This window comes from Pseudomonas sp. CFBP13509 (assembly GCF_005233485.1).
Classification (GTDB): domain Bacteria; phylum Pseudomonadota; class Gammaproteobacteria; order Pseudomonadales; family Pseudomonadaceae; genus Aquipseudomonas; species Aquipseudomonas marginalis.
The window spans coordinates 77,933-91,583 of the sequence record NZ_QGAA01000015.1 but is presented as its reverse complement, the minus strand read 5'-3'; the positions used below and the strand labels follow the sequence as shown (position 1 = coordinate 91,583).

11 protein-coding genes and 1 tRNA gene are annotated in these 13,651 nt (G+C 60.6%); 10 read left to right on the top strand and 2 right to left on the bottom strand.

The features are described from left to right. Nucleotides 1-189 precede the first annotated feature (189 nt). From PspCFBP13509_RS23035 to PspCFBP13509_RS23005, 7 genes are all read left to right on the top strand, one after another. Nucleotides 190-708: a DUF2059 domain-containing protein gene (locus PspCFBP13509_RS23035; protein WP_003236690.1), complete on the top strand. Its 519-nt coding sequence runs from the start codon at nt 190-192 to the stop codon at nt 706-708. Nucleotides 709-714: 6 nt separating this feature from the next. After that, the gene (locus PspCFBP13509_RS23030; RefSeq protein WP_065923917.1) at nt 715-1,011 is read left to right on the top strand and encodes a BolA family protein; all 297 of its coding nucleotides are present in this window, start codon (nt 715-717) and stop codon (nt 1,009-1,011) included. Between the two features lie 118 nt (nt 1,012-1,129). Further along, nucleotides 1,130-2,071 (top strand): oxygen-dependent tRNA uridine(34) hydroxylase TrhO, encoded by a 942-nt coding sequence (gene trhO / locus PspCFBP13509_RS23025; protein ID WP_065923916.1) that lies wholly within the window; start codon nt 1,130-1,132, stop codon nt 2,069-2,071. A 36-nt stretch (nt 2,072-2,107) separates the two neighbouring features. Beyond that, a complete protein-coding gene (locus PspCFBP13509_RS23020; protein WP_175539041.1) occupies nt 2,108-2,710 on the top strand; it encodes a DsbA family protein in 603 nt (200 codons plus the stop codon). Beyond that, a complete protein-coding gene (locus tag PspCFBP13509_RS23015) occupies nt 2,703-4,505 on the top strand; it encodes an ABC transporter ATP-binding protein (protein ID WP_137212748.1) in 1,803 nt (600 codons plus the stop codon). Before PspCFBP13509_RS23020 ends, PspCFBP13509_RS23015 begins: the two co-directional genes overlap by 8 nt. A 71-nt stretch (nt 4,506-4,576) precedes the next feature. Continuing rightward, nucleotides 4,577-7,039, top strand: coding sequence for an EAL domain-containing protein (locus PspCFBP13509_RS23010; protein ID WP_137212747.1), 2,463 nt, complete (start codon nt 4,577-4,579; stop codon nt 7,037-7,039). Between the two features lie 78 nt (nt 7,040-7,117). Next, a complete protein-coding gene (locus PspCFBP13509_RS23005) occupies nt 7,118-7,888 on the top strand; it encodes a TenA family transcriptional regulator (protein ID WP_370737680.1) in 771 nt (256 codons plus the stop codon). Nucleotides 7,889-7,909: 21 nt separating this feature from the next. Here the strand turns inward: PspCFBP13509_RS23005 and PspCFBP13509_RS23000 are convergent, their stop codons facing one another. Together PspCFBP13509_RS23000 and lldD are read right to left on the bottom strand one after the other, a co-directional pair. Further along, on the bottom strand, nt 7,910-8,836 hold the full coding sequence (locus PspCFBP13509_RS23000; protein ID WP_137212746.1) for a GGDEF domain-containing protein: 927 nt from the start codon (nt 8,834-8,836) through the stop codon (nt 7,910-7,912). Nucleotides 8,837-9,119: 283 nt separating this feature from the next. Continuing rightward, nucleotides 9,120-10,262, bottom strand: coding sequence for an FMN-dependent L-lactate dehydrogenase LldD (gene lldD / locus PspCFBP13509_RS22995; protein ID WP_065923910.1), 1,143 nt, complete (start codon nt 10,260-10,262; stop codon nt 9,120-9,122). 100 nt (nt 10,263-10,362) lie between these two features. Between lldD and PspCFBP13509_RS22990 the strand changes: the two genes are divergently transcribed. From PspCFBP13509_RS22990 to PspCFBP13509_RS22975, 3 genes are all read left to right on the top strand, one after another. Then, nucleotides 10,363-11,259, top strand: a complete 897-nt coding sequence (locus PspCFBP13509_RS22990) for a LysR family transcriptional regulator (protein ID WP_074847374.1) — start codon at nt 10,363-10,365, stop codon at nt 11,257-11,259. Nucleotides 11,260-11,319: 60 nt separating this feature from the next. After that, nucleotides 11,320-11,395 (top strand) — tRNA-Asn (locus PspCFBP13509_RS22985). A gap of 528 nt (nt 11,396-11,923) precedes the next feature. Continuing rightward, nucleotides 11,924-13,645: a ShlB/FhaC/HecB family hemolysin secretion/activation protein gene (locus PspCFBP13509_RS22975; protein ID WP_137212745.1), complete on the top strand. Its 1,722-nt coding sequence runs from the start codon at nt 11,924-11,926 to the stop codon at nt 13,643-13,645. The last annotated feature ends 6 nt before the right edge of the window (nt 13,646-13,651 follow it).

The window sequence follows — 13,651 nt, the reverse complement described above, 5'->3', positions numbered from 1 at the left end:
GCACTCTCCTTCAGGTTCGTTTGCGCAGTTTAGGCCCTGATCGGCCTGGGGGGTTCCCTAAAAGACTTTTCATCGGATTCATTCACTGCAATCCGCGCCCGGTCAGGCCCGGGGTTGAGCCGCAGCGTTTTTTAGGCGCAGAATGGGCGCCCTTGGGGTCTTACCTCGCCTGCTAGAAAAGGAAACTCGATGACTCGTCTTCGTGCCATCTGTACCGCGGTTGCTCTGGTTTGCGCCAGCGGCCAGGTTTTTGCCGATACCGCCAGCCACAACGCCAGTGCCGAAGCCTTCCTTACCCTGGCCCATGCCGACAAGCTGGGTACCCCGGTGTACATGCAAGTGCAGCAAATGTTCGCCCAGCGTTTCGAACAGACCAAGGCGCCTGCCGCCAAGCAGTCCGTACTGGACAGCTACCAGGCCAAGGCCAACGCCGCCCTGGACCAGGCCATCGGCTGGCCGAAGCTGAAGCCGGACATGGTCAAGCTCTACACCACCAACTTCAGCGAATCCGAGCTCAAGGACCTGGTTGCCTTCTACCAGTCGCCACTGGGCAAGAAAGTCCTGGAAAAAATGCCGCAACTGACCCAGCAATCGGCCCAGATGACCCAGGCCAAGCTGGAAAGCGCCGTGCCGGTGGTGAACAAGCTGTTGGAAGACATGACCAACGAGCTGACGCCAAAAGCCGCCGCACCGGCCAAGAAGAAGTAAGCAGGAATGACCATGCAACAGCGTATCGAAACGGCGCTCGCCGCCCTGGCCCCGGAGCACTTGAGCGTGCTGGATGAAAGCCATATGCACAGCCGTGGGTTGCAGACCCACTTCAAGGCCGTGCTGGTCAGCCAGCAGTTCGAGGGGCTTAACCGCGTCAAGCGCCACCAGAAGGTCTACGCCACCCTGGGTGACCTGATGAGCGAATTTCATGCGCTGGCGCTGCATACCTACACGCCCGAAGAATGGGCGAAAATCGACGCAGCCCCGGCCTCGCCGACCTGCGCCGGCGGGCATAGCTGATACGCGGGTGTCTCTGACACCCTGCATTTGCTAGAATCCGCAGCGCGCCGCTCAGCCGGCGCGTTTTTTTTGCATCCGGTTCACCCCTTACGAGGGTAGCCACCTGGAGAGAACACCCATGACTCAACCGATTGTCGTGGCGGCACTGTATAAGTTCGTCACCCTCGAAGATTACGTCGCCCTGCGCGAGCCACTGCTGCAGGCGATGGTCGACAATGGCATCAAAGGCACCTTGCTGATCGCCGAAGAAGGCATCAACGGCACCGTTTCCGGCAGCCGCGAAGGCATTGATGGCCTGATGGCCTGGCTGAAGAACGACCCACGCATGGACGACATCGACCACAAAGAGTCGTACTGCGATGAGCAGCCGTTCTACCGCACCAAGGTCAAGCTCAAGAAAGAGATCGTGACCCTGGGCGTCGAAGGCGTCGACCCGAACAAGAAAGTCGGCACCTATGTCGACCCGCAGGACTGGAACGCGCTGATCAGCGACCCCGAAGTGCTGTTGATCGACACCCGCAATGACTACGAAGTGTCGATCGGCACCTTCGAAGGCGCAATCGACCCGAAAACCACCAGTTTTCGCGAATTTCCCGACTATATCAAAGCCAACTTCGACCCGGCCAAGCACAAGAAGGTCGCCATGTTCTGCACCGGCGGCATTCGTTGCGAGAAGGCGTCGAGCTACATGCTCAGCGAAGGTTTCGATGAGGTCTACCACCTCAAGGGTGGCATCCTGAAGTACCTCGAAGAGGTGCCGCAGGCAGAAACCAAATGGCAGGGCGACTGCTTTGTGTTCGACAATCGTGTCACTGTGCGCCACGACCTGAGCGAAGGCGACTACGATCAATGCCATGCCTGCCGCACACCGGTGAGCGCCTCCGACCGCGCATCCGAACACTATGTGGCTGGCATCAGTTGCCCCCATTGCTGGGATAAGCTGCCGGAGAAAACCCGTCGCAGCGCGATCGACCGGCAAAAGCAGATTGAGCTGGCCAAGGCCCGCAATATGCCGCACCCGATTGGCTTCAACTACAAGCAAACCCCTTCCGAGGCCTGACCCATGCCCGCGCGCCTGCTCTATGTGATGGACCCAATGTGTTCCTGGTGCTGGGGCTTTGCCCCGGTGGCGCAGGCGCTGGTCGAGCAGGCCCAGGCGGCCGGCGTGGACGTGCACCTGGTGGTGGGCGGCTTGCGTACCGGCAGCGGCGCGGCACTGGAACCGACCACGCGGCGCTACATCCTCGAGCACTGGCAGGCGGTCACCGACGCCACCGGCCAGCCGTTCAAGCGCGATGGCGCGTTGCCCGACGGCTTTGTCTACGACACCGAGCCTGCGTGTCGCGCCATTGTTACCGCGCGTAGCCTGGCACCGGATTGCGCATGGACGTTGTTAGGGCTGATCCAGCGCGCGTTTTATGTCGAGGGCCGTGACGTGACCCTCGCCAGTGTGCTGGTGGAGCTGGCTGAAGAGGCGGGCATCCCGCGCATCGAGTTTGCCGGCGCATTCGACCGTGCCGAGCAGCATGCCGCGACGGCCGCTGACTTCACCTGGGTCCAGGACCTGGGGATCGCCGGGTTTCCGACCTTGCTTGCCGAGCGTAATGGCCAGTTGGCGTTGCTGACTAACGGCTACCAGCCGCTGTCCGAGCTGTCACCGTTGTTGGGGCGATGGCTGGAGCGAGCAACCTGTGCATGACCAGTCACCACGCACCGACCGACTGACCTTGGCGGAAATTCGCCGCCTGGCCCTGCGGCACAAGAAGTCCCTGTGGATCGCCAATGGCGTCGCCGTGCTGGCGACCCTGTGCAGTGTGCCGATTCCCCTGCTGTTGCCGTTGCTGGTGGATGAAGTGCTGTTGGGACACGGCGATGCCGCGCTCAAGGTCATGAACCACGCATTGCCCCTGGGGTGGCAGAAGGCGGCCGGCTATATCGGCCTGATGCTGCTGGTGACGCTGTTTCTGCGTTGTGGCGCGCTGCTGTTCAACGTGGTGCAGGCGCGGTTGTTTGCGCGCTTGGCCAAGGACATCGTGTACCGCATCCGCGTGCGCCTGATCGAGCGGCTCAAGCGCATCTCCCTGGGCGAATACGAAAGCCTGGGCAGCGGGACCGTCACCACCCACCTGGTCACCGACCTGGATACGCTGGACAAGTTTGTCGGTGAAACCCTCAGCCGTTTCCTGGTGGCCATGCTGACCCTGGTGGGTACCTCGGCGATCCTGGTGTGGATGCATTGGCAACTGGCGCTGCTGATCCTGCTGTTCAATCCGTTGGTGATCTACGCCACGGTGCAGTTGGGCAAGCGCGTCAAGCACCTGAAGAAGCTGGAAAACGACAGCACCTCGCGCTTTACCCAGGCCCTGACCGAAACCCTGGATGCCATCCAGGAAGTGCGCGCCGGCAACCGCCAGGGCTTTTTCCTCGGGCGCCTCGGCCAGCGGGCCCAGGAAGTGCGTGACTACGCCATTCACTCGCAATGGAAAACCGACGCTTCGAGCCGCGCCAGTGGGTTGCTGTTCCAGTTCGGTATCGACATCTTCCGTGCGGCGGCGATGCTCACCGTGCTGTTTTCCGACCTGTCCATCGGCCAGATGCTCGCGGTGTTCAGCTACCTGTGGTTCATGATCGGCCCGGTGGAGCAACTGCTTAACCTGCAATACGCCTACTACGCGGCAGGCGGGGCGCTGACGCGGATCAACGAACTGCTGGCGCGTGCCGATGAGCCGCAATATGCCGGCGGTGCTGATCCGTTCACCGGGCGCGACACCGTGGGCATCGAAGTGCGCGGCCTGGACTTCGGCTACGGCGAAGAACTGGTACTCGACCAGTTGAACCTGACCATCGCGCCCGGTGAGAAGGTGGCAATCGTCGGCGCCAGCGGCGGTGGCAAAAGCACCCTGGTGCAATTGTTGCTCGGGCTCTACACGCCCCAGGCGGGCAGTATCCGTTTTGGTGGTGCCACCCAGCAGGAGATTGGCCTGGAGACCCTTCGCGAGCACGTTGCGGTGGTGCTGCAACACCCGGCGCTGTTCAACGACACCGTGCGCGCCAACTTGACCATGGGCCGGGAGCGCAGCGACCAGGCCTGTTGGCAGGCACTGGAAATCGCCCAGTTGGATGCTACCGTCAAGGCACTGCCCTTGGGCCTGGACAGTGTGGTGGGGCGTTCCGGGGTGCGTTTTTCCGGTGGGCAGCGCCAGCGCCTGGCGATTGCGCGCATGGTCCTGGCCGAACCCAAGGTGGTGATACTCGACGAAGCAACCTCCGCCCTGGACGCCGCCACCGAGTACAACCTGCACCAGGCGCTGGCACGGTTCCTCAGCGGGCGTACTACACTGATCATCGCCCACCGTCTGTCGGCTGTTAAGCAAGCGGATCGAGTCTTGGTGTTCGACGGCGGTCACATTGCCGAGGATGGTGACCATCAGCAGCTGATTGCCGATGGCGGGCTGTACGCCAAACTGTATGGACACTTGCAACAGGTACGTTGATTTAGCCTAGGCTGAGCTATCGAAAGCGGGTTTTCGCGTGCGTATCCAGCAGTGCATGTGCAAGGGACTTCATGAAGCAAAAGCGGACTTTAGGAACGCCCCGGTTGTTGGGCATTGTCTGGCCATTTATCGCCGTGGTGCTGTTCCAGGCATTATTGGGCTGCGTCAGTCTCTACGTGCTTTCGGCCGTGCGTGGTTACGTGGCCGGCGAGAGCCTGTGGTCCAAGGGCCAGAAGGACGCCATCTATTACCTGACGCTCTACGCCGATAATCGCGACGCCGGCACGTACCTCAAGTACCAGCAGGCCATTGCCGTGCCCCAGGGCGGGCACGAACTGCGCGTTGCCCTTGACCGTCCCGTGCCCGACCTTGCCGCAGCCCGCCTGGGTATCCTCAAAGGGGGCAACCATCCGGATGATGTCTCCAGCCTGATCTGGCTGTACCTCAACTTTCGCCATTTCAGCTACCTGGAAAAAGCCATCCAACTGTGGACCGTAGGCGATGGTTACCTGCTTCAACTGGATGACCTGGCCCGCGAGATGCACCAGGCGATCATTCACGACCAGATCGGCGCCAACGATGTGCGCCAGTGGAAGGCGCATATCATCGCCATCAACGAAGGCGTGACACCCGCCGCCAAGGCCTTCAGCGATGCTCTCGGCGAAGGTTCGCGCATGATTCTGCGGTTGCTGGTCATCACGAACCTGGCGACGGCCCTGGGCCTGATCGTATTGGCACTGTTGCGCACCCATAAGCTGCTGGCCCAGCGCCATGCCTTCGCCGATGCCTTGCAGGAAGAAAAGGAGCGGGCGCAGATCACCCTGGAGTCGATTGGCGACGGGGTGATCACCACCGACGTCGACGGTGCCATTACCTATATGAACCCGGCGGCCGAGGCGCTGACTCACTGGCACTCGGCGCAGGCCCAGGGCCAGCCCCTGGCAGCGTTGTTCAAGTTGCTGGAAGACCACGCACAGCCGGACGGCTTCACCTTGATCGAACACATCGTCAAGGGCCAGCTCAGCGGCGGCAGCGAGCATTCGAAGACGATCCAGCGCCTGGATGGCAGCACGGTCTCGGTCACCCTGGTGGGCGCGCCGATCCGCAGCGCCGGCAAGGTCTCGGGCGCGGTGCTGGTGCTGCATGACATGACCCAGGAGCGCCAGTACATCGCCAATCTGTCATGGCAGGCGACCCACGATGCGCTGACCGGCCTGGCCAACCGCCGCGAATTCGAGTATCGCCTGGAGCAGGTGCTGCACCCGGCAGGGCAGGCGCAGGCCGGGCGGCATGCGTTGATGTTCCTGGACCTGGACCAGTTCAAGCTGGTCAACGACACCTGCGGCCATGCGGCGGGCGACGAACTGTTGCGGCACATCTGCGCGCTGTTGCAGTCGGACCTGCGCGAAGGTGACACCCTGGCGCGCCTGGGCGGCGATGAATTCGGCATCCTGCTGGAGAACTGCCCGGTGGCGGTGGCGGAAAAAATCGCCGAAAGCCTGCGTCATACCGTGCAAAGTCTGCATTTCGTATGGAAAGGGCGGCCGTTCATGACCACCGTGAGTATCGGCCTGGTACACATTGCCAGCACCCCGACCACCCTGGAGGCCTCGCTGCGGGCCGCCGACATGGCGTGCTACATGGCCAAGGAAAAAGGCCGCAACCGCGTGCAGGTGTACCACGCCGACGACTCCGAACTGTCCCTGCGCTTTGGCGAAATGGCCTGGGTGCAGCGCCTGCACATGGCGCTGGAGGAGAACCGCTTTTGCCTGTACTCCCAGGAAATTTCCCCCCTCGGGCATACCGACGGCGGCAATGGGCATATCGAAATACTGCTGCGCCTGCACGATGAGGCGGGGCGTGTAATCCTGCCGGACAGCTTTATCCCGGCCGCCGAACGCTATGGTTTGATGACGTCCCTGGACCGTTGGGTGGTGGAGAATGTATTTGAGATTATTGCCCGTTGCATTAACGAGCGTCCGGGCCGTCCCATGGCCCTGTGTGCGATCAATCTGTCAGGTATAACGATTGGCGATGATGACTTTCTCGGATTCCTGCGAGAGAAATTTCATACTTACGCTATTCCGCCCAGCATGATCTGTTTTGAAATTACCGAAACCAGTGCCATTGCAAACTTGGGCAGTGCCATCCGCTTTATTAATGAACTCAAGGCCTTAGGTTGCCATTTTTCGCTGGATGACTTTTGCGCCGGAATGTCCTCATTCGCTTATCTCAAACATTTACCTGTAGACTTCCTGAAGATCGATGGAAGTTTCGTAAAGGATATGCTGGACGACCCGATTAACCGCGCGATGGTTGAAGTGATCAATCACATCGGCCATGTCATGGGTAAGCGCACAATTGCCGAGTTTGTTGAAACACCGCAAATCGAACAGGCCCTGCTCGATATTGGTGTGGATTACGCTCAGGGCTACCTGATTGAACGACCGCAATTGTTTACCTTCGATAGCTTGCAGTGTCGACCCGTGCGGCCGCAGCCTCTGTTATTCAGGGCGCCCGGCACATTCCGCTGAAACATTTGCCGGTCTGTAAATCACACTTAAAAAGGAGCCTTAATAGTGATCGACACATTCAGCAGAACCGGCCCGCTTATGGAAGCCTCAAGCTACCCCGCCTGGGCTCAGCAATTGATCCAGGACTGCAGCGAGAGCAAGCGCCGGGTTGTCGAACACGAACTGTACCAACGCATGCGTGACAACACGCTCAGCGCCAAGACCATGCGTCACTACCTGATCGGTGGCTGGCCCGTGGTGGAACAGTTTGCCTTGTACATGGCACAGAACCTCACCAAGACCAAGTTTGCCCGCCATCCGGGGGAAGACATGGCGCGCCGTTGGTTGATGCGCAATATCCGTGTGGAGCTGAACCACGCGGACTATTGGGTGCATTGGGCGCGTGCCCATGGCGTCAGCCTCGAAGAACTGCAGGCCCAGGACGTGCCGCCGGAGTTGCATGCGCTGAGCCACTGGTGCTGGCACACCAGCTCGGCCGATTCGTTGATCGTGGCCATTGCCGCGACCAACTATGCGATTGAGGGGGCGACGGGGGAATGGTCGGCGGTGGTGTGCTCCACCGGCGTGTATGCGGCAGCCTTTCCCGAGGAAGAGCGCAAGCGTGCGATGAAGTGGTTGAAGATGCACGCCCAGTACGACGACGCCCATCCTTGGGAAGCCCTGGAAATCATCTGCACACTGGCCGGGATGAACCCGACCAGGGAACTGCAGGCAGAGCTGCGCCAGGCCGTGTGCAAGAGCTACGACTATATGTACCTGTTCCTGGAAAGTTGCATGCGCCTGGAGAAAGAAAAACCGGCGAGCGCTGCTGTGCGCGAGCGCCCTTTGCGCGTCGCCAGCGAAGCGTGATGTAACGGGGATGGCGGGGTTTTACCCCGCCATTGCCAGGCGATTGCGGCCTTCGCGCTTGGCCACGTACAAGGCGCTGTCGGCGCGACGCAACAGGCTCTCGGCCGACTCGGCGGCCAGCAAGGTCGAACAACCGAGGCTCACCGTCAATTCGATCCGTCTTCCTTCCGCCCAATAATCCTGGGCCTGTGCCGCCTGGCGCAGGCGTTCACCGACCATGGCCGCCGCATCCCGGCCGGTGTTGGACAGCAGGATCAGAAACTCTTCCCCGCCAAACCGAAACACCATGTCCACGTTACGCAACTGGCTCTTGATTGCCCCGGCGACGGCGCGCAATACGTTATCGCCGGCCGCATGGCCGTGGGTGTCGTTGATGGTCTTGAAGTGGTCGATGTCCAGCATCAGCAGGGACAGCGGGTTCAGGTGCCGGCGCGCCATGTCGATTTCCCGTTGCAGGGTCTGGTCCATGGCAATGCGGTTACCCGTTTCGGTCAACGGGTCGCGCAGGGCGCTGCGGGTGGCGACGCGGTAGAGCAGGGCGTTGCGCATCGGGTAGAGCAGGGTCGACAGCAGTGATTCGAGCTGGCCGAGTTCCTCTTCCAGCAGGCGCTGGTTGCGGCGAAAGACCAGCTCGCCGAGGTGCTCGCCTTCGTGGCTGAGGCTGTAGCTCACCGAGTGGTGGCCACGGTGGCCGAACTCCAGGCGCAGGTCACTGGTTTCGTGGCGATATTGCAGGGCATCCAGGGGGACCAGGCGCTGGATCTCACGGAAAAACACCGCGAGGATACGCTGCGGTTCCAGGCTGGTCTGCAATTGCATCCCCAGTTGCTGGCGAAGTTGTGCGACGGTCGTCGGGCGGCGAGGTACGAGTGATGGCTGACCAAAGCCCAGGCGTTGCAATTTTGCACTGTCGAAGTCAATTGCGTTGGTCTGGGTGGGGGTTTTCATAAGCAAACGGCCTCTAAGCACTTAGCTGTCTTACAGGCTGGATGAGAGTGGCAAATGCCAGGCGTCTTACTGTTCCTTCAGTTCCGTAAAACATTGGAAACAGTTTAGACCGCTTTACTGGGGGTTTATAACCCCTGGGCACTGCCGCACGTCTTGTCATCGCTTGACCTGCTTGGAAGGTGTTAGAGCGAGATTCGTGCCATTTCGTTTAAATAAATAAAAAACCTTACAAATCAAAGACCGTTTTTACAGTAAAAAAACGGTCGTTAAGCACTGACGTCAGTTATTTGGCTGATTGCACCAGCGTGTTGTGGTCAATCTGGTCGATGGACGTGACACCGGTCAACGTCATGGCCACGCGCATTTCCTTGGCGAAGATGTCCAGCAGATTCTCTACCCCGTGCTGCCCGTCGGCGGCCAGTGCATAGGCGGTGGCGCGTCCGAGCAGGCACGCCTTGGCGCCGAGGGCGAGCATGCGCACCACGTCCAGCCCGGAACGGATGCCGGAGTCCACCAGCACCGTCAGGTCATCGCCCACGACATCGGCAATTGGTGGCAGAGCCTTGGCGGTGGACAGCACACCGTCCAGCTGACGGCCGCCATGGTTGGAAACCACGATGCCATCGGCGCCGAAACTCACTGCGTCCCTGGCGTCCTGAGGATCGAGGATGCCCTTGATAATCATCGGGCCTTTCCAGAAGTCGCGGATCCACTCCAGGTCTTTCCAACTGATGGAGGGGTCGAAGTTATTGGCCAGCCAGCCGATGTAATCTTCCAGGTGAGTGGGTTTGCCGAGGTACCTGGAGATATTGCCCAGGTCGTGGGGGCGGCCCATGAGCCCTACGTCGAACGCCCATTGCGGCTTGGTGACGGCTTGCAACATGCGCCGCTGCGCCGCGAACGGCCCGGACATGCCCGAGTGGGCATCGCGGTAGCGCGCACCGGGCGTGGGCATGTCCACGGTGAACACCAGGGTGGTGACCCCCGCCGCCTGGGCCCGCTCCAGGGCATTGCGCATAAAGCCCCGGTCCTTGAGCACATACAGCTGGAACCAGATTGACTGCGGGCTCTGCGACGCCACTTCTTCAATCGAACACACCGACACTGTCGACAGGCAGAAGGGGATGCCCTTGTTCGCCGCCGCCTTTGCCGCTTGTACTTCGCCGCGCCGCGCATACATGCCGGTCAAGCCGACAGGGCTGAGGATGACCGGCATGTCCAGGGCCTGGCCGAACAGCGTGGTCTTGAGGCTCAGGTTATCGACATTGCGCAGCACGCGTTGGCGCAGGCTGATCTCGGCCAGGTCCGAACTGTTCGCGCGCATCGTGTGCTCGGCGTAGGCACCGCCGTCGATGTAGTCGAACAGGAAGCGCGGCAGCTTGCGTTTGGCCGCTGCGCGGTAGTCGGAGGCGGACGAGATGATCATTAAGCGTGTCTCCACAAGGCTGGGCGGGTCAGGATAGGCAAATATCTGTCATGATAAAAACAACTTTTATCGCTAGATACCAGTCGCTAAAGGAATACCCATGAACTTGAGAACGTTGCGCACGTTCGTCGAAGTGGTGCGCCAGGGCGGATTCTCCCAGGCCGCCGACGTGGTGGCCTTGACCCAATCCACGGTGAGCAAGGCGGTCAAGACCCTGGAGGAAGAACTCGGCATGCCGCTGCTCGATCGCCTGGGTCACCGCAACGAACTCACCGCTGCGGGTGAGATCGCCTACCGCCGCGCCCTGGTACTGCTCGCCGAACACCATGACCTGGTCGCCGAGATCAACGACCTGCGCGGCCTCAAGCGCGGCGTGTTGCGCATCGGCCTGCCACCGGTGGGGTGCGGGGTGTTGTTTGCGACGATGTTTGCCACCTATCGCAGTCGTTATCCGGACATCGACATCGAACTCACCGAATACGGTAGCAAGAGATTGCGCGAGTGCCTGGAAGCGGGGGAGGTCGACCTCGCTGCGTTGCTGCTGCCGGTGGATGCAGGTTTCGATTATCAGCCCGTGCGCAACGAACCGCTGATGGCCGTACTGCCCAAGGGCCACCCCCTAGCCCAGCGTCAACGCATCGACTTCGCCGACCTGGCGGACTCGCCGTTCATCCTGTTCGAAGCCGGCTTCGCCCTGAACGCCAAGATCCTCGCCGCCTGCGAGCGCAAAGGCGTGATACCCCGCGTGGCGGCGCGCAGCGGGCAGATCGACTTCATCGTCGACCTGGTCGCCGCCGGCCTCGGCGTCGCCTTCCTGCCCCGCATGCTGGCGCACAAGCATCAACACGCAGGCATCGCCCTGATCCCTCTCGACGAACCCCACACCGACTGGCACATCGCCCTGGCCTGGCGCGCCAGCGCCCACCTGCCACCCGCCGTGCGCGCCTGGCTGGACCTGGCCAAGGAGCAGCAGCTTTCAACCGGTCATCCGGATTAATCGTCCAGGCCGTCAGGGAAAGCTTGACTTCTCCTTTTCAATCAGTAACATACGGCGCATTCCGCGATAGCTCAGTTGGTAGAGCAAATGACTGTTAATCATTGGGTCCCTGGTTCGAGTCCAGGTCGTGGAGCCAGATAGGGAAAAGCCTGCAGCGATGCAGGCTTTTTTTTGCCTTGGATTTTCCGGGGCGATCAAAGCGCGCAGCGTGACCCGCATGAATGCATCTCAAATCCTACGATTCCGAGGTCAATATCATGAAAGTCACTGCGGTCGTTTCAACCAAAGGCGGGCCGGGTAAAACTGCGGTTGGCGTCAATCTGGGCGCGTTCTGCGCCGATGATGGGGTATACCTCACTGGCCGCACTCCTCTAAAAAAGGCAATCAGCCAATAGCACCACCATTGAGCGGTTTTCTCCCATAAAAAACTGCCGGCTAAGCCAGAGGCGCGAATTTACCTCCCAATTGCGTTGCCAAGTACGGACCTGAATTGCATGTTCACGATTTCTGTTAAGTAATTGATGTTAAAGGCCTTAATTTTTCAGACTACAAGTGATCGTGTGTCACCACTGAAACAAAGTTGTACATTTAATTGACGCCACTAAAACGCCACCATAAGATCGCCGCCAAGTGATGGCACAAAGCCATGTAGAGGGATCTAGAAATGTGGCGTTCGGCACACCGGACCAGGCTCAGTCTGCTGTCCGCTTTTTTTTGCCTGGGCTTTGCTGGGACAGCTCAAGGCGCTACCCCGCAGAACACGCCCGGCGTTACTGATCTGATCCGTGACCGCCAGGATCGCCTGCTCGAAGAGCAACAACGCCGACTCGAAGAACTCAAGGACCTGCCCGGCAAAGCTGCTACGCCTACCAAGCCGACAGCGCCCGCCGACACGCGCTGCTTTGCGATCAACACCATCGAACTTGCCGGCGCCGATGCCTTGTCCGATGGCGAGCGCGCCAGTCTGATCAAACCCTATATCGGCCAATGCCTCGGCGTGGCGCAGCTCAATGATCTGCTCAAAGTCATCACCGATCACTACCTCGCCAAAGGCCTGGTCACCAGTCGCGCCTATCTGCCGCAGCAAAACCTCGCCAGCGGAAACCTCAAGGTACAAGTGGTGGAAGGCCGGCTGGAAAGCTTGAAGGGCGCCGAAGGCAGCGGCATCACCGGCCGCCAGCTGTTTATGAGCTTCCCAGGCAAACCAGGCGATTTGCTCAACCTGCGCGAAATCGAGCAGATGGTCGACCAACTGAACCGTCTGCCCTCCAACCAGGCCCAGATGGAATTGGCCCCCGGCAAGGAAGTCGGCGGCAGCGACGTGCTGGTCAAAAACACCCCGCAAAAACCTTGGCGCGTCGGCCTGTCCCGCCACAACGGTGGCCAGCGCGCCACCGGCGAACAGCAGTGGGGCGCCAGCCTGGATTGGGACAACCCGCTGGGCCTGGCCGACCAACTCTCCCTGCGTGGCGGCCACGATGCCGTCAGCGACCACCAAAAAACCTCGCGCAATTCGATGCTCAATTACAACCTGCCATTTGGCTGGTGGAACCTCAATTACAGCTACAGCGAAACCGAATACCGCTCGCTGGCCCAGGCCAGCGGTTTCAACTTCAAGCAGTCCGGCGACAGCCAGAACCATCAACTGCGCCTGGAACGGGTGATTCACCGCGACGCCCTGAGCAAAACCTCCCTCAGCACCGGCGTGGCGTACCTGCGCACCAACAACTTCATCGAAGACAGCAAGCTCGCGTTGAGCAGTAACCGCCTCAGCGAAACCCAGTTCGGCATCAACCATGGTCGACGTATCGGCGGCTCATTCCTCAACATCGACCTGGGCATGCAGGACGGCATTGGCGCATTCGACGCCCAGGCCAACCACAATCCGCGCCCCGGCCAGGCCGATGCGCGCTACCGCAAATACACCGCGACCCTGAGCTACCTGTACCCGTTCAAGCTGTGGGGCGAGTCGTTCAGTTTCAGCAGCCTGATGACCGGCCAGCGCAGCGAAGACGTGCTGTTCAGCCCCCAGCGCATGAGCCTGGGCGGGCAGTCATCGATACGTGGTTACAAGGATCAAAGCCTGGCCGGCGATAGCGGCGGCTACTGGCGCAACGACCTGCGCTGGAGCCGCCCGGTGACCATCGCGTGGTTGCAGCCGGTGTTCAATGAATACGGCACCAGCCTTGGTTATGACCAAGGCGTGATCAGCCATGGCCGCTACAACGCCGAACAGCACGGACGCATGAGCAGCAACTCCGTGGAGTTGTTCGCGCGCGGCCAGAACGTCGCCGCCACGGTGACCTTTGCACACTCTTTGGAACGCCCGGGGCCGATCACTGAACGTGAAGCGCCGGTCTATTTTCGCCTGGATTTCTTCCTTTAAATTTTT